The following is a 22606-nucleotide window of genomic DNA, read 5'->3' as shown; positions in this document are numbered from 1 at the left end:
GGCGCCAGAGTAACCCAAAACCCGATATCCTCTGGAGTACTTGGGAGTTACGTTTATTGTCAGAGACGTACGGGGAACCAAAACGGCTTAGATCGCGTTCGAGGTCTCGATCACGCAAAGCCTGCCGATAGTGCCGTCCTCAAACAGGAGCGGGGCACGTTGCCCGGTCCTCATGCCGATCAACGTAGCCCCAAGCAGCGATGCAACCGGGATGACGCCGCCGCTCAGTCCTGATCTGGCGCGGTGAACAAGCAGGCCCGTCTGGGGGGCCTCGCCATCAACGACGTAGGTGACGCAGGATCCGCCAATCACCACGTCGCTGTGACGCACATCATCTACGGGCCGGGTATTCATCAGTTTGTTGGCCAGCACATGCGCCAGCAGCTTTGAGCTGGGACGCCTGGCGCCTTCGCAATTTTCAAGATGCTCTTGCAGCTTTTGATAGTCCGACGATGGCAAAGTCACCGGCGTTTTCCGTAACGCTCTGACAAGAGATAGCGTTTGGAAGGTTTGCTGATCAGGATGGTTGAAATTGAACATCATCTCTCCTCGGGGCGAAAGCCCGCGTTCACGTTTCAGGTAAGTGAGGAGACCCCGGGGGTTCGGCAGGCGCAGACGCGCCTAGACCGCCCGGGGACGGAGGCGGTTCAGCAGTAGAAATCGAAAATGATCTACGTGTTCCATCATCTTTATGAAGCTAGGTATTGCCGTCGCATGCGTCAATCCCGACGGGCAGATATCGGCGGGTTGGCGCTTTCGTGACTTAAATGGCCCGGTCCTGGCATGAAGCCCTACGACCAGCGGCCAGAGGACCACGCTGTGTTGAAAGCAGTGTCACATGGAGTGGCCCCATCGGGTGGTCCGGTTTGAATGTTGATGCATGGTTGGTCTCTGGTCCATCGGCGCTGTCAGAGCAAAATCCTTAAGGCGGGGAGGGTGGTCGCGCAGCATTTGGCCATGACCCAGCGATCCTCGTTCCGGCACTTCAAAACCGCGCCTGAGATCATCCGCCTTGCCGTGATGATGTACATTTGGCTCCCGTTCTATCGGCGCAACGTCGCGGCCTGCTGCATGAGCGCAGCATCGAGATCAGCCACGAGGCGGTGCGGTTCTGGTGGGACAGATTTGGACCGCTGTTCGCAGCCGAGATCCGAAAGCGCCGGGTTTCGGGGAAGCGGGAGAGCCGCTGACGCTGGCATTTGGATGAGGTCTTTGTGAAGATCAACGGCGAGGGGCACGGCCTCTGGCGAGCGGTCGATCATAAGGGCGCGGAGACTTCGCACCAGTCAATCCGAAGTCGGGAACGGGCGATGCAGCGGTTCCGGCGGATACGAACATTACAGAAGTTTGCAGCCATTCCTGCCTGGGTCGCATTTGTTTGCATTCCCCGCCGCGACCCAGGATGACCACGGCGGGGAAGGACAGAGGCTCAGAGGCAATCTGCCAGCGACTTCGCAAGATTGCGGAGGAGTTGGGGATAGAGGTTCGGCCCCGGTTCGAGGTCAGAGCCAAGCGGGTCCAGCACGCCGGTGTGCGCTTCGGTGCCATCCATGATCGCGGCCACGATCCCCGGACTGAATTGCGGTTCGGCCATGATGCAAGTCACGTTCTGATCCGCGACACGCGCCTGGATTTCAGCGATGCGGGCCGGGCTGGGATCGGTGGCGTCCGAGACCGTGATCGCGCCGGACGCGGGAAAATCGAAAGTCACCTCGAAATACTGATAGGCGTCGTGGAAAACGACGAAATGGCCCCCTCGTACCGGATCAAGGATGCTGTTGATCTCAGTGCGCAGGTTCGCCAGATCCGCGCGCCCGGCGGCTGCGTTGGCGTAATAGGTGCCGGCATTGTCCGGATCGGCGGTCGACAGCGCGGCGGCGATTGCGTTCAGCCAGACCGCGCCATTGTCCAGCGACAGCCAGGCATGCGGATCGTGGCCACCATGATCATGACCTTCGTGCCCTGCGTGGTCGTCGTCTGCATGCTCTTCGGCATGATCTCCGTGGTCTTCGTCTTCGTGGTCAGCATCATGGCCCTCGTCGCCGTGATCATGTGCTTCTAACAGGGCGTTTTCGCGCGAGGGCAGTTCCGTGGTGCCGTCGGTCTCGATCAGCTCGACAACCGTCGCGTCATTGGCCAGCGTTTCGATGGCGTCGTGCAGCCAGGGGGTCAGATCGGGGCCGACCCAGAACACCAGATCGGCGTCTTGCAAGGCGCCCGCCTCCGAGGGGCGCAGGCTGTATTCATGCGGGCTGGCACCGGATGCCACGATAAGCGACGGCTCGCCAACGCCCTCCATGACGCGTGCGACCAACGAATGCACCGGTGTGATATCGACGGCCACATTCGGAGCATCCGCAAAGGCCGCCCCGGCCAGCAGAGAGGCCGCAAGCGATAACGGCGCAAGGTTTCTGGACATGTCCGACTCCATGTGATTGTATAACATTATGTGTCGCTTACAGGAAATGTAATAACATGACAAGTGGGTCAGGAACAGGTCGGCCAAAGATGGGTCATGACTCGCGGTCTGAGACAGTCGGGTTCGACAAGCACGACCATGCAGGTTGTATCGATGCCGCCGTGGCGGCAGCCGAGGTGCATTGTGCAAGCGAAGGGCTGCGCTTCACGCCAGTCCGGCGCAAGGCGTTGGGAATTCTGCTACGCGAACATCGTGCGCTTGGCGCCTACGAGATGCTTGACCGGCTGCACGAAGCCGGCTTCGGGTCGCAGCCGCCGGTTGCCTATCGTGCGCTTGAATTCCTTGTTTCCAACGGATTCGCACACAAGATCGAGCGGTTAAACGCCTTTGTTGCCTGCGCCCATCCCGGGATCAACCATTCTCCTGCATTCATGATCTGTAGAGCCTGCGATTCGGTCGCAGAAGCACAATCTCTGCCTGTGCGCGACACCCTCGGAGATGCTGCGCGCGCGGCTGGATTCCAGATTGAATGGACAATGGTGGAGGCGATCGGTTTATGTCCGACCTGCGCAGAGGGGGCCTCAGCATGAGCCTTGTCACCGTCGATGACATAGGCGTCAGCTTCGGCACTGACACGGTGTTGTCGCATGTTTCACTGGCCATCGAGCCCGGGGAAATCGTAACCATTGTTGGACCGAACGGATCCGGAAAGACCACGCTGCTGCGTGCCTTGATCGGGGCGGTGCGCCCCTCCTCCGGACAGATCACCCACAAGCCCGGTCTGCGTATCGGATACGTTCCGCAGAGACTGCACATCGACCCGACCTTGCCAATCAACGTAGAGCGATTCCTGCGCCTGCCGGACAGGACACCCCGCGACGCATGCGCGCGGGCGCTGGAGCGCGCGGGTGTGCCGGAACTGTCAGGGCGGCAGATGTCCGCTTTGTCCGGCGGCCAGACGCAGCGCGTCCTGCTGGCGCGCGCGTTGATCCATGATCCCGAAATCCTGCTTCTGGACGAGGCGACCCAGGGCCTCGATCAGCCCGGTTCCGCCGCCTTTTACCGTCAGATCGAAGAGGTGCGCAAAGACACCGGCTGCGCTGTCCTGATGATCAGCCACGAATTGCATGTGGTGATGAGCGCGTCTGACCGGGTGATTTGTCTGAACGGGCATGTCTGCTGCCATGGGACGCCCGAAACCGTCTCGGCCGCGCCGGAATATCGGGCATTGTTCGGAACCGGCACCGGCGGCGCACTTGCACTTTACCGCCACGACCATGATCACGGGCATGATGACACCGGCAGCTCTGAACCCGGGCACGACCACCTACAACTGACCAAAACCAGGGCTGCTGAATGATGCTGGACGACTTCATGATCCGTGCGACACTGGCGGGTGTCGGTGTTGCCTGTGCCGCAGCGCCCTTGGGCAGTTTCGTGGTCTGGCGGCGCATGGCCTATTTCGGTGATGCGACGGCCCATGCTGCGATCCTTGGCGTGGCGCTAGCGCTGGCGCTGAATATCTCGGTCTTTGCCGGGGCCGTGGCGATTGCTTTGGCGATGGCCCTCACTGTGACGCTGTTGACCGGTCGCGGCTACGCGATGGACACGCTCCTGGGTGTTCTCGCGCATTCGGCCCTTGCGTTTGGGCTGGTGGCCGTCTCGTTTCTTTCGGGCATCCGGATTGACCTGATGGCCTACCTGTTCGGTGACATTTTGGCTGTGTCGCGCGGCGACCTGGTGGTGATCTGGGGCGGCGCCGCGCTGGTCGTCGGGCTGATCACCTGGCGCTGGTCCGCGCTGCTGACATCGACGCTCAGCGAAGAGCTTGCCTATGCCGACGGCATTGATCCCCGGCGCGAGCAGCTGGTCCTGACCCTGGCGCTTGCCGTCACTGTCGCCGTCGCGATCAAGGTTGTCGGGGTGCTTCTGATCGCGGCGATGCTGATTATTCCGGCCGCCGCCGCGCGTCCGCTGTCGCGCACGCCAGAAGAGATGACCGTGATCGCCGCCGTGATCGGTGGCGGGGCGGCAATTGTCGGATTGCGGGCCGCCTATGCCCTGGATACGCCCGCCGGACCCTCGATCGTCTGCGTTGCGGCCCTAATATTTCTCGTGACTAGCGTTCTCAGGGGGCTTCGGGCCTGAGCGTTTCGGACCCGCCCTGACCAACCACCATCTACATTCTGAAAACTCTTGGTAGGCGGTATCTGCGGCGAAGGGCCAGGTCGGTTAATTCTGCACGCGGCACAGCCGATACCACCCATGCTCGGTCACTTCGCGAATAAGGCTCCGCGCCTCCATCCAGGCGAGGTTGCGCCGGACGGCTGCACGAAGATCGACCTGATTTGCGCCGCGCTGATTGTTCTGGCCGTACTGACACTGGTTCTTCATGCCGCCGCCGATGTGATCTGCTGACGGAAATGGGGGACGTGACTTTACAGCGGGGTCAATCCGCCGGTTCCAGGCGCCGCTCATGCTGGCTGGCCTCGTGAACCGGCACGTTGTCGATCAGCCGGACCCCGTCAAGCCACGCGGCTACGAAAATCCGTCCGGGCCGGTCGGCGGTGGACAGGATCGCAAGGTCGGGATCGCCCCGGAACTCGAGATAGTCGATCTCGCCCATGCCCGCGTCGGTCAGGCGGGACCGGGCGCTTTGCAGCGCGGTCTCGACTGATACCCCTTCGCGGATCTCGATCGCGGCACGGGACAGGGCTTCGCGGATAACCGGTGCGGTTGCACGGGCCCGATCGTCCAGTCGGAGATTGCGCGAAGACATGGCCAGACCGTCGCTTTCACGGATTGTCGGGCAGCCGATGATCCTGGTCTTCAGGTCAAGGTCTTCGGCAATGCGGCGCACCACCTGCAATTGCTGGTAATCCTTTTCGCCGAAGAACGCCTGATCCGCATCCGTCTGCAAGAGCAGCTTTGTCACCACCGTCGCCACGCCGTCGAAATGCCCTGGCCGGGTCGCACCGCAGAGGCCGTCGCTGACACCACTCACCGAAATCGTGGTGGCAAAGCCCTCGGGATACATCTGCGCGCCGTCGGGGACATAGAGAACGTCAGCGCCATAGGGCGTGAGCTTTTCCGCGTCGCTTTCCTCCGTCCGGGGGTATTTCGCCAGGTCCTCGGGGTTGTTGAACTGCTTCGGGTTCACGAAGAGGGTGACGATCACGCGGTCGGTTGCGGCGCAGGCGGCTTCGACCAGGCTGAGGTGCCCGGCATGCAATGCGCCCATGGTGGGCACGACGCCGATGCTGTCTCCGGCGCGGCGCCAGTCTTCGGTCATGGCCCGTAACTCGGCCTTGGAGCGGATGATTTTCATGCGCCTTTTCCTTCGTCGCTAAAGACGTGCTCAGGGGCGGGGAAACTGCGGGAGCGGACCTCCGCAGCGTAGGCTCGGATCGCGTCGCGCGCATCCTTGGCGAGGTCGGCGTAGCGCTTGACGAACTTGGGCTTGAAGGCGTCGAAGAGGCCCAGCATGTCGTCGATCACCAGGATCTGACCGTCGCATCCGGCCGAAGCACCGATGCCGACGGTCGGGATGGCAATCTCGTCGGTGATCTGGTCGGCCAGCGTCGCGGGCACTTTCTCCAGAACGACGGAGAAGGCGCCGGCCTCGGTCACGGCGCGGGCGTCGGCGTGGATCCGTTCTGCGTCCTCGGCGCGCCCCTGCACCTTGTAGCCGCCAAGCGCGTTCACGGCCTGCGGCGTGAGGCCGATATGGGCCATCACCGGGATGCCACGCTCGACGATGAAACGGATGGTGTCGGCCATATGCGCGCCACCCTCCAGCTTGACGGCTGCGGCGCCGGTTTCGGCCATCAGCCGGGCGGCGTTGCGGAAGGCCTGTGCGGGGCTTTCCTCGTAGCTGCCGAAGGGCATGTCGATGACCAGCATCGCCCGTTCGATCCCGCGCGCCACAGCGCGGCCGTGCAGGATCATCATCTCCATCGTGACGCCAAGGGTCGAGGGCAGGCCGTGCAACACCATGCCGACGCTGTCACCGACCAGGACGAGGTCACATTCGGCGTCGACCAGCTGCGCGACGGGGGTGGTGTAGGCGGTGAGGCAGACCAGCGGGTCCTGCCCTTTCCGCGCGCGGATGTCCGATGCGGTGAGGGTTTTCTGTGGGGCGGATTGGCTCATTCTGGTCCTCCGGCAGGGCAGGGGATCGATATCGCCCTGCGCGGGCCTGTGCAAGTGTGGCGTAATTTCATTATGATTATCGGCATCAATTGGTAATTTTGTGTCCGCTCAGAAATCCAACCCGAGATCGAGTGTCTGCGCCGAGTGGGTCAGCGCCCCGGATGAGATGTAATCCACCCCCGTCGCTGAGACTTCGGCGATTCGGTCCAGCCGCATGTTGCCGGAGGCTTCGAGGATCACCCGTCCGGCGGTCATTTCCACAGCTTTCACGAGGGTCTGGCTGTCCATGTTGTCCAGCAGAACGACATCCGCGCCGCCTTCGTCCAGCACCTCGGCCAGCTGGTCCAGCCGGTCGACCTCGATCTCGCAGCGAACCATGTGCGAGGCCTGCGCTTTAACCGCTCTCAGCACAGGGCGGATGCCCCCGGCGGCGGCGATGTGGTTGTCCTTGATCAGGATCGCGTCGGACAGGCTGAAGCGGTGGTTGAAGCCGCCGCCGTGCAGCACCGCCTGCTTCTCGACCAGTCGCAGGCCCGGCGTGGTCTTGCGGGTGCAAGTGATCCGGGTCTTCGTCCCCTCGGTCCGGGCCACGAAAGCGGCGGTCAGGGTGGCGATGCCAGACAGCCGCCCGGCGAAGTTCAACGCCACCCGTTCGGCGGAGAGGATCGATGCGGCGTTGCCGGTGATCTGCATCAGCAGATCGCCCGGAGCGATCGCATCGCCGTCCAGCTTGTGCGCGGTGGCCTCGAGCCTGGGATCGACCAGCCGGAAGGCCATCGCGGCGATCTGAAGGCCAGAGACGACGCCCGCCTCGCGCGCGTTCAGCCGCGCGGCGTAGGTCGTGCCGGCGGGGATGACGGTGCGGGTGGTGATATCGCCGTAGGTGCCCAGATCCTCCATCAGCGCGGCGCGGACCAGCGGTTCAAGGATCAGGTCGGGCAGGGGGTTTCGGGTCATGCCGGTTCCTCTTGGATGGTGGCGGCGCGGAGGGTCAGGGCGTCGGCGAGGGTGAGCCGTGATCGCGTGCCGATGTCACCCGCCGCATCGGGGTAGTCCGAGCGAAAATGCGCACCCCGGCTTTCGCGGCGCATCAGCGCGGCGGCGGCGATCAATGTCGCGGTGGCGGTCATGTTGCAGAGCGTTTCGCAATCCGGCTGGGCGGTTTCGATCCGGGCAATCTGCGCCAGCGTGCCGGACAGGCTCTGCGCGTCGCGGATCACGCCGACGCCCTCGGTCATGGACTGGCGCAGTTGCCTGACCAAGGTCGGGTTGGGAGCCTCGGCCATGGGAAGATCGGGCAGGTTCACCATCGGCGCGTCTTTCGGTGCGGGCAGTGCCGCGTCGATGGCCAAGGCGCAGCGACGCCCGTAAACCAGCGCCTCCAGCAGCCCGTTGGAAGCCAGCCGGTTGGCCCCGTGCAGCCCGGTCGAGGCGACCTCGCCGCAGGCCCAGAGCCCGGGGAGAGAGCTTTGCCCGGCCGCATCCGTGGCCACACCGCCCATGTGATAGTGCGCGGCGGCGGCCACCGGGATCGGCTGTGTCACGGGATCGAGTCCCGCCAGGCGGCAGGCGTCGGCAACGGCGGGGAAGTCGGTCAGGATCTTCGCACCAAGGGCTGTGCGGGTGTCGAGGGCGGGAGCCAACCCGGCCTTGGTCTGCGCGTAGACGGCGCGGGCCACGATGTCGCGTGGGGCAAGCTCGGCATCGGGATGCGCCGCCAGCATGAACCGCTCGCCGTTGCGGTTGATCAGCGTGGCCCCTTCGCCGCGCAGCGCTTCGGTCGCCAGCGGCGCGGGGTCGAGGCCGCAGGCCATGGCGGTCGGGTGGAACTGGACGAACTCCGCATCGGCAATCTCGGCGCCCGCGCGGGCAGCCATGCCGATGACCTGACCCCGGATGCGCGGCGGATTCGTGGTCAGGGCAAAGAGCCCGCCGGAGCCGCCACCCGCCAGCAGCACGGCGGCGCTGCGGAGGATGACACTCTCGCTTTGTTCATCATCTGCGCAGCGGGCGACGGCGACGCCGGTGATGCGCCCCTTCGAGACCTCGAGCCGGGTGGCCATCACCCCTTCGAGGACCTGGATATGAGCGGCCTCCTGCACCTGTCGGGTCAGGGCGCTCATGATCTCGGCGCCAGCCTGGTCGCCGCGCACACGGACCACGCGGGCAAAGGAATGCGCGGCCTCGCGTGACAGGACATAGGCCCCGCTGGCGATCCGGTCGAAGGGCGCGCCCAGACCGGTCAGATCGAGGATGTGCGCGCGCGCGTCCGCCGTGACCGACTGCGCGACGCGGTGATCCACCGTGCCCGCGCCGGCCAAGACCGTGTCGCGTGCATGGGCCTCGGCGCTGTCGGCCGGGTCCATCGCCGCCGCCACGCCGCCCTGCGCCCAGCTTGAGGAGGCCCCTTCGCCCAGGGCTTCGGGAGAGAGCATCAACACCGGGCGCGGGGCCAGTTTCAGCGCGGCATATTGCGCCGCAAGCCCCGCCCCGACGATGATGACGCGGGACGTTTCGATCGGGGTCATCGCCTCAGTCAGACATCTTGGCAGACAGGTCGATCATCCGCTGCACGGCAACGCGCGCCTTGTCCGCGACGGCTGGATCGACCTCTACCGCGCCCTCCATGGAGTGCAACGACCAGAGGACCTTCTCCAGCGTGATCTTCTTCATGAAGGGGCACATGTTGCAGGGCCCGACGAAATCCACATCCGGCAACGCGTCCGAGATGTTCGAGGCCATGGAGCATTCGGTCACCAGCATCGCTTTTTCGGGGCGCTGCTGCGTCACGTAGTCGATGATATCGCTGGTGGAGCCCGAAAAGTCGGCCTCTGCCACCACGTCGGGGGGGCATTCGGGATGGGCGATGATGCGGGTGCCGTGGTTCCACTCGCGGAAGTCCTTCAGGTCCTGCGCGGTGTATTGTTCATGCACGATGCAGGCGCCATCCCACCAGACGATCCGCTTTTCCGGCACCTGGTTGGCAATGTTCTGCGCCAGGTATTTGTCGGGCGTCATGATGACGGTGTCGCTATCGAGCCCGCGCACGATCTGCGCCGCGTTGGACGATGTGCAGCAGATGTCCGACACCGCCTTTACTGCCGCCGTGGTATTCACATAGGTCACCACCGGCGCGCCGGGGTATTTGGCGCGCATTTCTGCAACCCCCTCGGCCGTGATGCTTTCGGCGAGCGAACAGCCAGCCTCCATGTCGGGCATCAGCACGGTCTTGGAGGGGCTGAGGATCTTTGAGGTCTCGGCCATGAAATGCACGCCGCATTGCACAATCACATCCGCTTCGACCTTGGTCGCCTCGATCGCCAGTTGCAGGCTGTCGCCCACGACATCCGCGATGCCGTGATAGATTTCGGGGGTCATGTAATTGTGCGCCAGAATGACCGCGTTGCGCTCTTTCTTCAGCTTGTTGATCGCCGCGACATAGGGCGCAAAGATCGCCCAGTCCGGGGGCGAGACCACCCGGCTCATGTTGTCGTAGAGATGGGCGTTGGCTTCGGCGATTTCCATGGAGGGGGCGAGATCATAGTGATCGGCGAGTTCGGCGCGCAGCGCGATTTGGTCGAGCAAGGTGAGGATTCCTCAGGTTATTTCAAACCGCAACGGGTGTCGTCCGTCGGCGCTACGGCGCCCGGTGCGGTTGTGTAAGGCAAAGTATGACGTAAGGGCAAGTGTGCGCAGGTCATTGTTATTGTTGCCTGGCGGGTCTCTGCCGCCCAACGCTGCCCTTACCCCGGACGGATTCACCTCACGGCTGCTATGACAGGGATGCCAAGGGCGATATAGCCATTCATGATGACGATATGAACCTGGACCTCAGCGACCTGTCTGTCGAAGTCCCGCGCCATGAGCCGCTGGCCCCGCCGTTTCATACAGTGCATCCACGGCCCGGCAGTGGTTTGCATGCAAATCACGAGAGGGTTCGTTTCGACGCGGCTTCGTCGGTGGTCTCCGCTCCAGTTCTGCCAGATCGCGCGGTCGAGGTGTTTCGGGGCCCGCAGTGCTTCGTTTCTGGCCACGGCACCGGCAGTGACAATCTTCCACGGCGTCGCATTCTTGCGGTGCGGGATGACACCGAATTCGCCCGCGCCGACCTGCCTCCGGGCCCGGCCCGAGTGCCTTCGCGACATCCGAAATCAGACTGGCGGCCCAAAGAAATTGACGACTGCGACACTTTTTCGGAGTGGCGGGGCCGGACCTTTGAGGGATAGACTGCCGGCATGATCCGCGGAGCCCCACAGATCTTCATATCATGGCTTGCCATCGTGTTGATCACGGCGGTCAGCGTGTTTTCGGCTTCCGCGATGGCACCCGACCGCGGCGACCCGGCAGCGCTTCAGATCTCGCTGCTGACGGGGTCGGTGGATGACTTCTGTGGCGATGGCATAGACCCTGACCATCACTGCCCCTTCTGTCGTTTGCTCTCCGACACAGTGGCGCCGGAACCCGCCGGTTTTGCCGCGCTCTTTCGCCCCTTCGATGCCTGGCGGCAGTCTGCCGGGCTGTTGCGGGCGGCGCAGGCCCGGAATCGCAACCACGCGCCACGCGCGCCTCCCTTCATCGCCTGATCGCGCCCGGAAACGGGTTTTCAAAGACAGGCGCGGCCCTCTGGCCGCCAGTTTCGCAAGTCGCGGTGCGTCCGCATGCGTTCCTTGATGGAGAATGAAAATGTTCAAACCCTTCCTTTTTGCCGGTGCCTTGCTGACGCTCGCCGGCTCCGCCTTCGCCCATGCCACCCTCGATCAGAAAGAGGCCGCTGCCGGGTCCACGGTCAAGATCACCCTGCGGGTGCCGCATGGGTGCAATGGCGAGGCGACCCACACCGTTCGCCTGACCCTGCCGGATGGCTTTTACGCCGCCAAGCCGATGCCCAAACCCGGCTGGACCCTGAGCCTCGACACCGGCAACTACGCCACGCCCTATGACAATCACGGCACCAAGATGACCGAGGGCCTGCGCGAGGTGACCTGGTCCGGTGGCCATCTCGAAGACGATTGGTATGACGAGTTTTCGGTGCGCGGCACCTTTGGCGCCGATATCGCCGCCGATACGGTGATGTATTTTCCGGCCCTGCAGGAATGCGCCAATGGCGTCGCCGACTGGACCGACACCTCGGGGGCGAAGGGCGTGCCGAATCCCGCGCCGAAACTGGTGATAGTGGCCGGAACCTCAGGGCACCACGGGCATGGTGGACATGGCGGGCATGGTGGACATGGCGCCAACAAGGCGGCCGCCGATCACGCCATGGCCGCGCCGATCAAGGTTGGTGATCTCGAAATCTCTGGCGCCTTCGCGCGGGCCACCCTGCCGAATGCCCCTGTCGGCGGCGGCTTTCTCAGCGTCACCAACACCGGGACGACGGACGATCGGCTGATCGGCGCGTCGACGGCGGTTGCCGGTCATGTCGAGGTCCATGAAATGGCGATGGAGGGCGACGTGATGAAGATGCGGCAATTGCCCGACGGTCTGGCCATCCCCGCTGGCGCGACTGTGGTTCTGAAGCCCGGCGGCTATCACCTGATGCTGATGAAGCTGAAAGAACCGTTGGTCGAAGGCACCAGGATCCCCGTCACGTTGATGTTCGAAATGGCCGGACAGGTGGAAATCCCGATGTCGATCGGGGCGCCGAATGCGAAATCCGGGGCGGGTCATACCGGGCACGACCAGGGTGGCATGAAGCACGGCGACATGAAGATGGGGGATCACGGCAAGATGAAAGGCCATGGCGGCCATGGCAACATGGGCCGGTCTGATTGAGCCGCGCCATGACCTTGTCCCGCAAGCACGTCGCGTTCATCACACTCTGGGGGCTGGCAGTGCTGGCCCTCATCCTGGTCGCCTGGGTTCGGCTGATCGGGCCGATGTTTGCCCAGAGCCTGAGCGATACAATCGGGCCGGGCGAGTATCACCTGACCACGACCAAGGGCACCGCCTTTACCGAGGCAACGCTCAGGGGCCAGCCCTCGGCGGTCTTCTTTGGCTTTACCCATTGCCCCGAGGTCTGTCCGACCACCCTCGGCGACATTGCCACCTGGAAAGAAGAGCTGGGCGACACCGTTCCGCTGCGGGTCTTCTTTGTCACTGTCGACCCCGAACGCGACACCGTGGATCAGTTGCGTGACTATGTGTCCTGGGTGCCGGATGTGCAGGGCGTCTCAGGCCCACGCGAAGAGATCGACAAGGCGATCAAGGCCTTTCGGATCTACGCGCGCAAAGTGCCGCTTGAGGATGGCGATTACACGATGGATCATTCCGCCAACGTGTTGTTGTTTGACGACAAGGGCCGGTTTTTTGAGCCGATCGGCTATCAGGAAGACTATGACCGGGCGCTGGACAAGATTCGGCGCCTGAACGCCAGCTGAGGAACTGGCACCGACCATTCGGTTGCGCCTGGTCGGTGCCGCGCCGCGTGGAAAGCGCGACCTCTGAAAATCCCTATCCCGGAGTCAGGCGCAAGCCGCAGCTTTGCCCGGCCAGGATCCTGCCCTCGGGGTTCGGCAGCGCGAGCCGGACACCGAAGGTGCCGGTTGCCGCGTCGAGCACCGGGTCGATGACCTCAAGCGTGGCAGATGCAACGCCACCGGTTTCGAGCGTGACCTCGGCAATCTGGCCAACCGCGACATCGCGGCGGCGGGCGGCGGGCAGGTAGGCCTCGACGTTCAGCGGGTCGATCCGGGCCAGCACCATGATTGGCCCCTGTTCGTTATAAAGCTCGCCCGCCGACAACAGCGTGTCGGTCACCACCCCGTCAAAGGGTGCGCGGATGCGTTTGCGTTCACGGGCGGAAAGGGCGGCGGCCAGCTGCAGCTTGGCGACTTCCAGTTGGTAAATGGCTTCTTCTTCTTCCAGCCGGGCGGATTGGGCGGCCAGGATCGCCGCCTCCTGATCCGATTTTGGCACCAGATTGCGCTCGACCAGCGTCGTCAGGCGCTCGGCGTTCAATTCGGCCGCCGCGACCTTGGCGCGGGCCAGCCGCACCGCGATATCCGACCCGACCCTGAGCCGGGCCAGCGCGACCTGCGCATCCTCTTCGGTCGCCTCCAGTTCCGCCAGGATCTGATCGCGGCCGACCTTGTCGGCGCGTTCAACGTGAACCCGGGCAAGGACGCCCCGATCCGCCGCGCCGATCCGGGCGACCTCCTTGGCCTGGATCAGGCATTCGGTGATGGTTTGTGCAATTGTCCGATCAGGCAGCGCCGCGATTGCCAGGGACAGCGCAAAAGCAAGCCAAAGTGATAGAAAAAGTGATAGAATCGGAACACATTGTTTCATCTATGGATGTCTTCAACTGATTGCCTGAATGGGCCAGATCATGATACTTAGAATCAGTTATTACAAGAATTTCACAGGATCGACTTGGGGGACGCCAGCGTCTTTTCGGCCTGATCGAAGTCCTTTTTTCCCGTCGGCCTGTGAATGCAGGGGAAGACCTTGAGGGGGAACGTTATTCTCTGCGGCGTGATGTTCAGTCGCCGCGTCGCCACGTGACCCGCTCGGGCGAGCCACGGTTCGGTAAGGCTCCGGGCATTGCCCAGGGCGATCCCTTCGTGCGCTCGTACGCCACGTCTGATACCGCCCTCGGAACCCATCTGCGGCACCCGGTTTCCCGCCGGGTGATGATGGAGACTTTCGAGCCGCGGCTGCTGCTCTCAGCGGATCTGTTTCCGATTGCCGGGACCATCGCGGCGCCGGGCGAAGAAGACAGCTATCTCATCACCTTTGCCGAGCCGACCCGGGTCAGCTTTGACGCGCTCACCGAGTCCGAGCTGAGCTGGCGATTGCACGGACCGGGCGACATCGATGTCGGCAGCCCCCTGAACCAGGCCGACGGACGCAGCCGTACGGCGCCCGCGGTGCTGGATGTGGCGCGCGGCACTTACACGCTCAGCATTTTCGGGGCCGAGTCTCAGACCGGCGATTACGAATTTCGGCTGAACGATCTGTCGGACGATCCGGTCCTGCCGATGGGCACCCCCGAGGCGGTGGCGCTGGCGCGAGGGACCGAGGGGCTGGGCTATCAGTTCGACGCCCTGGCCGGGCAATATTTCGACTTGCAACTGACCGGTGTGAGCAATGCCAATGCCGGGTCGATCACACTGGTGTCGCCGAGCGGCCAGGTGATCACCAGCACGAATTTCGGCGGGCTGAGCACGGTGCTGAGCGAAAGCGGTCGGCATCGGCTGCTGATCGACGGCGGGGTGGATCAGACCGCCGCCGCCGGGTTCAGCATGACCGCGACCCTGGGCAGCGCCGAGCCGCGTGAATACACCTTTGGCAGCCTCGCCAGCGACAACTTTGACACACCGGGCGAGCGGCATCTGCATCACTTCACCCTGGCCACCGACACAAGGATCGGGCTGACCGGGAGCACCGGGTTCGGACTGCCCAGCTGGGAGTTGCGCGGGCGCAGCGGTGTCGTCGGCTCTGATCTGCTGTTGCGGGCGACGCCGGTCAATTTCGACCTGCCGGCGGGTGACTACTGGCTGGTCACCAGCAGCTATTCCGCGCACACCGGCGCCTATGATTTCCAGATTGTGCAGGATGGCGCCTATACCGCGACGCCGCCACCGGTGAGCGACCGCGCCGGAACTCTGGGCGCGCCCACAACCGGCAGTTTTGGCAGCACCATCGGCGAGGTGCATCGCTATCAGTTCGACATCGCGGCACCGACCGAGCTGATGTTCAACCTGCTGGATCGCAATTCCGATATCGAGCTGACGCTTGAATCGGCGCAGGGTCAGCATTTCGCATTCAACAACAGAAGCCAGAGTGCCAACAGCCGGATTGCCGCGCATGTCCCGGCTGGCACCTATTGGCTGAACATCCGTTCGCAGACGGCTGCGGCGGGCGCGTATCGGTTCCGCCTTTCCGATCCAATGTCCGAGGCGCAGCCGATCACCCTTGGCACGCCCTTCAGCCTCGACCTCGGGACGGATCGGGCGGTGCAGGTGGTCACCGTCGACCTGACTGCTGGCCAGCGGGTGTTCCTCGACCCGACGGCGTTTGATCCGACAAGTTACAGCAGCGGCTCTCTGCGCATCAACGCCTATGGGCCGGATGGGCGTTACCTCGACCAGCTGACGACCAGCCTGAGCTCGGGCGAGGTGCTGCGCGCGCCGTTGGATGGTCGCTATCGGCTGGAATTCCGCCGTGACGACAACCGCCCACTCACCGCCGTTACCGCGACGCTGTTTGCGGCGGATGAGATCGCCCAGCCGCTGGCGCTTGAGGTGCCGACACTCGTCAGCCTGGATACGCCGGGCAAGGTCATCGAGTATCAGGTCGACATCGACGCCGCGACGATGCTGACCTTTGACCTGCGCCGCTCGGTCGAGAACATCAACAATATCCACGCGCAGCTGATTGACCCGGACGGCAACACCGTGCTGACCCGCTATGTCAATTCGGGCGCCGATGCGATGCGCCTGCAGGTCCATGCCGGGCGCTATACCTTGCGGATGAGCGCCTATCAGGACGAGGTCGGCAGCGCCGAGATCGTGCTGCATGACGACCGCAACGCGCCGCTGATTGTCCGTGGCATCGAACAGAGCGGCACCCTCGATCCGGGCGAGGCGATGCGGCTGTGGTCGATTGACGCCACAGGTGGCGAGCGGGTGACGCTGGCCTTCTCCGACTTCACCGGCCGGGACACCTATTACAACCCGCGCCTGCGGGTCTTTGCCCCGGATGGCAGCCAGATTTTGGATGTCGGGGCGACCCCCGGGGCCTTTGCCTTCGATCCGCCACGCGACGGGCGCTATACCATCCTGATTGATGCCCAGCCCGGCCAGACCGCGCCGCTGAGCTATGCCTTCACCGCCAATACGGCGGTGTTTCAGGATGTCGACATCGCCCTGGATACCCGCGTCGACGGGTCTATCCCGGTGCCGTTTGGCCGAGTCGATCACCGCTTTACCCTGACCGAGGAAACCCAGCTCTATTTCGACGCCCTCAACGAAGCGACGGCGCAGGTCACGGTTCTGGATGCCGACGGAAAGCCGGCCGCAGACCTGCCCTATGCGGATTTCGATTATTACAATGGCGCCGGGCGCGAGTTCCGATTGCCGCCGGGTGACTATCTGCTGCGGATCACGCCGGACGGGATAACCACCCCCGATTTTGCCTTTGCCCTGCGCGACATGGCGCTGTCGACGGCGCTGGCGCTGGACAGCGATGTGACCCAGGTCTTGGACAAGACCGCCGTCTTTCGCCATTTCGACGTCACCGGTGCCGGACAGGTCTATATCGACAGCCTTGCCCGCAGTGGTGACAGCTATTGGCAGGTGCTGGACGCCTCCGGCGCGGTTGTCGTTACCGCTGCGGGCTTTGCCAATGACCTGAGCTTTTATGCCGCCGGTCCAGGGCGCTATACGCTGGTGCTGGATGAACGGCCCTCGGCGGCGCTTGGATCCGAGATCACCTTTCGGGTGACCCAGGCGCAATCGCTGACCCGCGCCATTGCCCCCGGTACGCCAGTGACCGGCCAGATCGAACGTCCGGGCGACGTGATTCGCCACAGCTTCACCCTCGCCAGCGCCCAGCGGCTGGCCTTCAAGGGCGAGACATCGACCGACAACCTGACCTTCCGGCTGGAAAAGAACGGCGTGCCGGTCAGCGATGCGGTCAGCCTGAGGCGCTATAGTTTCGATCAGGCGCAGATGGATCTGGGGCCGGGCGATTATGCGCTGGTGATCGAATCCAACGGCGGCTTTACCGGTGATTATCGGTTCGAGCTGCTGAATTTCGCCGATGCAATGCCGCTGGCCGACAATGTCGCCACCGGTCTTGTCATCGTCGCGCCCTCGACCGCCGGGCGGGTCTTCAGCTGGGCCGGCACCGCTGGCCAGATCGTCGAGTTCGACAAGCTTGCCGCCAGCGGCAACATGAGCTTTGCGATGTATGACCCGGAGGGCGGGCGGGTCTTTGAATTCAACAGCCTGCGCGACGTCAGCGATATCACCCTGCGCCAGACCGGCACCTATCACATCCTGGTCTACGGCTATACGACCAACACCGCGGATGAGATCAGCTTTGCCTTCGCGATGCGCGAAACCGGCACCAAGGTGCCCGATGCGCTGACCGGCACCGCGCTGGCGCTGGGCCAATTGGCGAGCGGCACCCTGACCGCCGCCGACACCCCCGACAGCTATGTCCTGACCCTGACCCGGCCGACCCGGGTGATCATGGACGGGCTGACCAATTCCTCGGCGATCAAGGTGAGCCTTGGCAACGCATTTGGCCAGATCATGGCGCCGCGCCAGATCTACACGTCGAGCTATGACCTCTATGCGCGCGGCGATCGCCAGAACGATACGATGACGCTGGATCTGGCCGCCGGGCGCTATCAGATCGACGTGCAATCGAGCAACGCCAGCGACGCCTATGCTTTCGCCTTCCTTGATGCCGACAGCGGTGCCGACCTGCCGCTGAACGTGACCAAGACCGTGCTGAGCGATCCGGCCAACAGCACGGTCCTCTTCGGGTTTGACGCGAGCCTCGGCGAATATGTCTCGCTCGATATGGTCAATGACGGGGCCGACAAGCGCTGGCATGTCATCGCCCCGGACGGCAGCAAGGTGGTGCAGCAGAATTATCTGACCGGGGTCGAATTCCGCGCCCGGATGGCCGGGCGTTATCTGCTGGTCATCGACGGTGATGCCGACGAATCGATCCCGAGCAACGCCCATGTCACCCGCCGCAATTCCGACCCCGAGGCGATTGCGCTGGGCGCGCTCACCACGATCAACCTGCCCATCGCGGGCGCCGTCGACCGGTTCGGTTTCAGCCTGACCGAGGCGACATCGCTGATGTTCGACAGCCGGTTCACCACCTCCAAGCGAATCCACTGGGCGGTGCGGGATGCGGCGGGCGTCGAGGTGGCCGGGGGCCGGATCGACACTGTCGAAGCCCGCGATTTCCGCCTGCCACCGGGCACGTATGAGCTGAGCTTGTCCAGTGGCGGCGCCTTTGACCCGTTCCAGTTCCGCCTGCTCGACCTCGGCGTCGGTCGGACCATCGCCTTGGGCGAGACGGTCAGCGGAACCGCCGAAGCCATGGCGGATGCGCAGGTGTTCCACTTTGATGCGGTGGCCGGGCAGGATGTGGTGTTCGACATCACGTCGTTCTCGCAATCGACCTATCTGTCGAATTACCGCCTGATCGCGCCGGACGGGCGCGAGTTGCCGCAACGGGCGGTTGATGACCTGTCGGTGACCCGGCTGGGCCAGAGCGGGACATGGACGTTGCTGCTGCTGGGCTATGACGGGCGCGAAGGGCCGCTCGACTACAGCTTCCGGCTGGCGGAACGCCAGGTTCAGCGCCAGAGCCTCGAATTCGGCAAGCGCTATCGCGATAGCCCCGCCGATACCCGCGCCCGGCTGATCTATGATTTCACCATGGCCGCGGCGGGGGAGGTCTATTTCGATTCCCTGCTGAGCGATTCAGGTGCACGCTGGGTGATCTCGGATGCCGAGGGGCGGCAGATCGTCAACCAGGCCTTTGCTTCCGACACCGGGGCCAATTCGCGGGTTTCCCTGCCGGCTGGCACCTATTCGTTGCTGCTGGAACGCCGCGATGACCAGATAACCGAACTGCCGTTCCGGCTGCTGAACCTCGCCGAGTCGGTGCAGATCACCCCGGGATCGCCGATCCACGCGGTGCTCAACCCCGGCAACGTGACCCAGGCCTATCGCTTCGATGGCCTTGCCGGGCAGCGCTACAAGCTGGCGCTGACGCAGGGGGCAATCAGCGGCGCCGGGCTCAGCCTGATTGGCCCGGACGGGCAATTGGTTCTGTCGCAATCCGGCGCGATCTCGGATCAGGATGTGCTGACGCTGCATCAGGATGGCGAATACCATTTGCTGATCGAGGGGCAGGTCGGGCGCAGCGAGCCGCTGAACGTTGCGATGAACCTGATCGAGACCCCGCGCCGGGCGCCGGTGCCCGCCCGCTCAGACGCGCGCAGCGCCGCCGACCTGGTGCCCTCGGCAGTGGCGGTCGGCGCGGCTGGGGCCGTCCAGGCGGGTAAGGATATTATCGTCAGCTGGAACGTGACCAACAGCGGCGCGGCGGCCGCGGTGCCGGGCCGTGACCGGGTGATCCTGCGCCGCGCCGACACCGGTGAGATCGTCGGGGTCCGGGTCACTGGGCCGGGGGCGACCCTGCTGGCCCCGGCGGGCACCACCACCCGGCAGGCGACTCTGCGGCTGCCTTCCGGGGCGCTGGGCGCGGGCGATCTGATCGCCGAGGTCGAGCTGGATATCGCCAATGAGGTGGACGAAACCAACGGCGGCATTGACCCGGAACGCAACAACAGCGCCTCGGTCGCGTTCACCGCGCTGAACGATCAACTGGCCGATCTGCTGGTCGAGGATATCCGCGTCGAACCGGCGACCGGCTATCTGCCGGGCGACACCGTGACGGTGCGCTGGACCCTGCGCAATGCCGGCGGTGCGGCGATCACCCAAGCCTTTACCGATCAACTGCGGCTGCGCAATCTCAGCCGCTCCGGTGACCCGACGCTCGATCTGCGCAGCCTCGCCTATGACCCGGCGACCTCCGGCGCGATTGCGGCGGGCGGCACGGTGGAACGCAGCGTCACCCTGACCTGGCCGACCGGAGTCAACGGCACCGGGACCATGGGGTTCGAGGTGACCACCGATCTGGACAACGCGGTGCCCGAGGCCAATGCGGCGGCCACCGGCGAGACCAACAACCAGACCACGCAAAGCGTGATCAACGCCCCGGATCTGGTGATCGAAGGGTTGCGCATCGACAACACCGATCCGCAGGCGGGCGACACGGTCACCTTTACCTGGACCGTCCGCAACAGCGGCAGCACCGATCTGCCGGTCCCGTTCAAATCACTGCTGCAGGTCACCAACCTCGACACCCGCGCCACTCTCCTCAATCGGCGCATTGATTTCGCCGCCGAAGCCGGGGTGCTTTTGCCCGCCGGGGCGACCCGCAGCCGCAGCTTTACCGTCGCCCTGCCCGAGGGCGCCAACGGCACCGGCGACCTGCGCTTCCGGCTCTATCTCGACAATGGCAGCTCATCCTCGGTGATCGAGGTCAATACCGCTGGCGATGCCGAGGACAACAACTTTGCCGAGCTGGTCTTTGCCGCGCGCGCAAAGACCTATGCCGATCTGACCGTCACCGCGCCAAGCCTCACCGGCACCCCGGTCGCCGGGCAGCGGCTGCAGGTCGATTGGCAGGTCAGCAACGCCGGTTCCGTGGCGGCGGGCAGTCGCAGCGACCGGCTGATCCTGTCCACCGACACCACGCTGGGCAATGCCGATGACATCGTGCTGGCCAATGTCAGCCGCGCCGGTCTGGCGGCGGGGGCGGTCGATAACGTCAGCCTCAATGTCTTGCTGCCTGCCGATCTGCTGGGCGCCTATCAGCTCTATGTGCTGACCGACGCCGAGGCCGAGGTGATCGAGGGTGATGGCGAGGCCAACAACAGCGCCGGGCCGGTGGCGATCACTGTGCAGCCGGGCGCGATTGCCGATCTGGTGGTCGAGGCGGTGGCCGGTCCGACCGCTGGCACCTGGGGCCAGGTTCTGCCGCTGTCCTGGCGCGTCGGCAACACCGGCGCAGCAGCCTCGGATGCCGCCTGGCTCGACCGGGTGTATCTGAGTTCCGATGCGGTTCTTGATGCCGGTGATATCCTGCTGGCCGAGGTGGCGGCCCCGGCCGGGCCGCTGGCCGCCGGCGCCAGCTATACCGCCTCGGCCAATATCACCATCCCGCCGAACCTGTCCGGGCCCTATCGTTTGATCGTGGTCACCGACGCCGCCGACACCCAGGAAGAAGGCGCGAACGAGGCCAACAACACCGGCGCCGCGCTTGAGCCGGTGTCGATCTCGTCCTCCTCTGCCGCCGATCTGGTGGTGCGCGATGTCCAGGGGCCGACCGACGGCTCACCGGGCGACAGCGTCCGGGTGTCCTGGCGGACCGAGAATATTGGCGAGGCGATTGCCCGCGCGCCATTCACCGACCGGGTCTATCTGACCGCCACCGGCAGTCTCAGCGGCGCCCGCTACCTCGGTGCCTTTACCCATTCCGCCGGGCTGGAACCGGGCGCCGGGACCGATGCGGCGCTGGATGTGACCCTGCCGTCGCTGGCGGCGGGCAGCTGGCGGTTCCTGGTGGTGACCGATTACAACGATCAGGTGTTCGAGGCCGGGCGCGACGACAATATCGGCCTTGCGGATGATCCCTTTGGCCTCGCCACCCCGGATTTTCAGGTGGTCAATGTTTCGGCCCCTGACAGCGCCACCTCGGATCAGGTCATCACCGTCAACTGGACGGTGCGCAACGCCGGATCCGGCAATGCCACGGCGGGCCGGATCGACCGGGTCCTGCTGTCGCGCGATGGCATCGCCGATGGCAACGATATCCTGTTGCATGCCAGCGGCGCCCGCGACGCGCTGGCGGCGGGGGCCGAGGATATGCTCAGCGCCGATGTGCGGATCCCTATAGATGCACGCGGCGATTGGCAGATCATCGTCGTCGCCGACGCCACCGACCGCACCGAAGAGCAGGAGTTCGAGGACAACAATACCCTTGCCCGGGCCTTTGCCGTGGCCCTGGCCCCGCATGCCGATCTGACGGTCACCGAGGTCACCGCGCCGCCGCTCACCGTGGCCGATCCGGCGGTCATCTCGGTCGGCTGGCGGGTCAGCAATATCGCCAGCGCCAAGGGGGGCGAGACCGGCTGGACCGATCAGGTCTGGGCCTCAAAGGATGACATTCTGGGGGATGGCGACGATATCCTGCTGGGCAGCTATCAGCGCGACGGGGCGCTGGCGCCGGGCGGCAGCTATCTGCGTTCCGAGGCGATCAACCTGCCCGCGGGCTTTTCCGAGCGGTTGAAGATCTACGTGGTCGCCGATGCCACCGGGCTGGTGTTCGAGGATGGCGCCACCGCCAACAACCGGGGCGTGGCACCGACCTATGTCGATGTGGCGCGGGCACCCTATGCCGACCTCAAGGTGACGATGATCAAGGCGGCGG

Annotated in this window: 16 protein-coding genes and 2 pseudogenes (1 of these 18 only partly in view); 8 read left to right on the top strand and 10 right to left on the bottom strand. The window is 64.5% G+C overall.

Annotated elements, in window-relative coordinates; translation table 11 throughout:
- Positions 1-87: 87 nt before the first annotated feature.
- A complete protein-coding gene (locus P1U48_RS09945) occupies positions 88-540 on the bottom strand; it encodes a hypothetical protein (RefSeq protein ID WP_301068822.1) in 453 nt (150 codons plus the stop codon).
- A 417-nt stretch (positions 541-957) separates the two neighbouring features.
- Here P1U48_RS09945 and P1U48_RS09940 point away from each other — a divergent pair.
- A pseudogene (locus tag P1U48_RS09940) lies at positions 958-1370 on the top strand (DDE-type integrase/transposase/recombinase); the annotation flags it as partial.
- A 59-nt stretch (positions 1371-1429) separates the two neighbouring features.
- On the opposite strand, the gene P1U48_RS09935 reads toward P1U48_RS09940, so the two are convergent.
- Complete coding sequence (locus P1U48_RS09935; RefSeq protein WP_301068821.1) at positions 1430-2419, bottom strand: zinc ABC transporter substrate-binding protein; 990 nt, start codon at positions 2417-2419, stop codon at positions 1430-1432.
- Between the two features lie 89 nt (positions 2420-2508).
- Here P1U48_RS09935 and P1U48_RS09930 point away from each other — a divergent pair, with 89 nt between their 5' ends.
- The 3 genes from P1U48_RS09930 to P1U48_RS09920 are packed head-to-tail and all read left to right on the top strand — an operon-like array spanning position 2509 to position 4567.
- Positions 2509-3009 (top strand): transcriptional repressor, encoded by a 501-nt coding sequence (locus P1U48_RS09930; protein WP_301068820.1) that lies wholly within the window; start codon positions 2509-2511, stop codon positions 3007-3009.
- The gene (locus P1U48_RS09925) at positions 3006-3779 is read left to right on the top strand and encodes a metal ABC transporter ATP-binding protein (RefSeq protein WP_301068819.1); all 774 of its coding nucleotides are present in this window, start codon (positions 3006-3008) and stop codon (positions 3777-3779) included. The genes P1U48_RS09930 and P1U48_RS09925 overlap by 4 nt, the downstream gene beginning before the upstream one ends.
- Complete coding sequence (locus tag P1U48_RS09920; protein WP_301068825.1) at positions 3779-4567, top strand: metal ABC transporter permease; 789 nt, start codon at positions 3779-3781, stop codon at positions 4565-4567. The genes P1U48_RS09925 and P1U48_RS09920 overlap by 1 nt, the downstream gene beginning before the upstream one ends.
- Before the next feature lie 84 nt (positions 4568-4651).
- On the opposite strand, the gene P1U48_RS09915 is transcribed toward P1U48_RS09920, so the two are convergent.
- The 7 genes and pseudogenes from P1U48_RS09915 to P1U48_RS09885 form a co-directional block, all read right to left on the bottom strand.
- Positions 4652-4897, bottom strand: a complete 246-nt coding sequence (locus tag P1U48_RS09915) for a hypothetical protein (RefSeq protein WP_301068826.1) — start codon at positions 4895-4897, stop codon at positions 4652-4654.
- Entirely contained in the window at positions 4869-5747 is an 879-nt protein-coding gene (panC, locus tag P1U48_RS09910) for a pantoate--beta-alanine ligase (RefSeq protein WP_301068818.1), read from the bottom strand. Before panC ends, P1U48_RS09915 begins: the two co-directional genes overlap by 29 nt.
- Entirely contained in the window at positions 5744-6571 is an 828-nt protein-coding gene (gene panB / locus P1U48_RS09905; RefSeq protein WP_301068817.1) for a 3-methyl-2-oxobutanoate hydroxymethyltransferase, read from the bottom strand. Before panB ends, panC begins: the two co-directional genes overlap by 4 nt.
- Before the next feature lie 108 nt (positions 6572-6679).
- Positions 6680-7528 carry a carboxylating nicotinate-nucleotide diphosphorylase gene (gene nadC, locus P1U48_RS09900; protein ID WP_301068816.1) on the bottom strand — a complete coding sequence of 283 codons (849 nt, stop codon included), beginning with the start codon at positions 7526-7528 and terminating at the stop codon, positions 6680-6682.
- Complete coding sequence (locus tag P1U48_RS09895) at positions 7525-9099, bottom strand: L-aspartate oxidase (RefSeq protein WP_301068815.1); 1575 nt, start codon at positions 9097-9099, stop codon at positions 7525-7527. The genes nadC and P1U48_RS09895 overlap by 4 nt, the downstream gene beginning before the upstream one ends.
- A 4-nt stretch (positions 9100-9103) precedes the next feature.
- Positions 9104-10096: a quinolinate synthase NadA gene (nadA, locus tag P1U48_RS09890; RefSeq protein WP_301068824.1), complete on the bottom strand. Its 993-nt coding sequence runs from the start codon at positions 10094-10096 to the stop codon at positions 9104-9106.
- A gap of 233 nt (positions 10097-10329) precedes the next feature.
- A pseudogene (locus P1U48_RS09885) lies at positions 10330-10659 on the bottom strand (hypothetical protein); the annotation flags it as partial.
- Between the two features lie 195 nt (positions 10660-10854).
- Here P1U48_RS09885 and P1U48_RS09880 point away from each other — a divergent pair.
- The 3 genes from P1U48_RS09880 (at position 10855) to P1U48_RS09870 (ending at position 12948) form a co-directional block, all read left to right on the top strand.
- Positions 10855-11154 (top strand): hypothetical protein, encoded by a 300-nt coding sequence (locus P1U48_RS09880; protein ID WP_301068814.1) that lies wholly within the window; start codon positions 10855-10857, stop codon positions 11152-11154.
- 100 nt (positions 11155-11254) lie between these two features.
- Entirely contained in the window at positions 11255-12343 is a 1089-nt protein-coding gene (locus tag P1U48_RS09875; protein WP_301068813.1) for a DUF1775 domain-containing protein, read from the top strand.
- A gap of 8 nt (positions 12344-12351) precedes the next feature.
- A complete protein-coding gene (locus tag P1U48_RS09870; RefSeq protein ID WP_301068812.1) occupies positions 12352-12948 on the top strand; it encodes an SCO family protein in 597 nt (198 codons plus the stop codon).
- A gap of 73 nt (positions 12949-13021) precedes the next feature.
- On the opposite strand, the gene P1U48_RS09865 is transcribed toward P1U48_RS09870, so the two are convergent.
- Positions 13022-13858, bottom strand: coding sequence for an efflux RND transporter periplasmic adaptor subunit (locus P1U48_RS09865; protein WP_301068811.1), 837 nt, complete (start codon positions 13856-13858; stop codon positions 13022-13024).
- Positions 13859-14202: 344 nt separating this feature from the next.
- Between P1U48_RS09865 and P1U48_RS09860 the strand changes: the two genes are divergently transcribed.
- Positions 14203-22606, top strand: partial view of a CARDB domain-containing protein gene (locus P1U48_RS09860; RefSeq protein WP_301068810.1) — the beginning only. Its footprint extends 26270 nt past the window's final position; only the first 8404 of its 34674 coding nucleotides appear in the window; it begins with the start codon at positions 14203-14205; its stop codon lies beyond the right edge, outside the window.

Source organism: Pseudooceanicola sp., from assembly GCF_029213205.1.
Classification (GTDB): Bacteria; Pseudomonadota; Alphaproteobacteria; order Rhodobacterales; family Rhodobacteraceae; genus Pseudooceanicola.
The sequence above is the reverse complement of the archived record's forward strand: the minus strand, read 5'-3'. Positions and strand labels throughout refer to the sequence as shown.